Raw genomic sequence first — 317 nt, 5'->3', positions numbered from 1 at the left:
GTCGTGGTCTCGGCGGATGGTCTTCTTCTGGCGATGTCGGAGGGGTTTCCGCGGGATCGTGCCGATCAGTTGGCGGCGGTGGCGTCGGGTCTGACGTCGTTGACGCAGGGTGCGTCGCGGATCTTCGAGGGTGGGCCGGTCAATCAGACGGTGGTGGAGATGGAGCGTGGTTTCCTCTTCATCATGGCGATCTCGGACGGTTCGTCGTTGGCGGTGCTGGCGCATCCCGACGCGGACATCGGTCTGGTGGGGTACGAGATGGCACTCCTGGTCGATCGGGCCGGTACGGTACTGACCCCGGAGCTCCGCTCCGAACT

The 317-nt window shown here is 65.0% G+C and carries 1 protein-coding gene; it reads left to right on the top strand.

The window, feature by feature from the left end:
• Nucleotides 1-317, top strand: a 317-nt coding sequence (locus IF129_RS25995; RefSeq protein ID WP_191212289.1) for a roadblock/LC7 domain-containing protein, incomplete at both ends; no start/stop codon positions are given.

Source organism: Streptomyces chumphonensis (assembly GCF_014779715.1).
Classification (GTDB): domain Bacteria; phylum Actinomycetota; class Actinomycetes; order Streptomycetales; family Streptomycetaceae; genus Streptomyces; species Streptomyces chumphonensis.
Note: the sequence above shows the minus strand (reverse complement) of the source record. Positions and strands in the feature narration are given on the sequence as shown.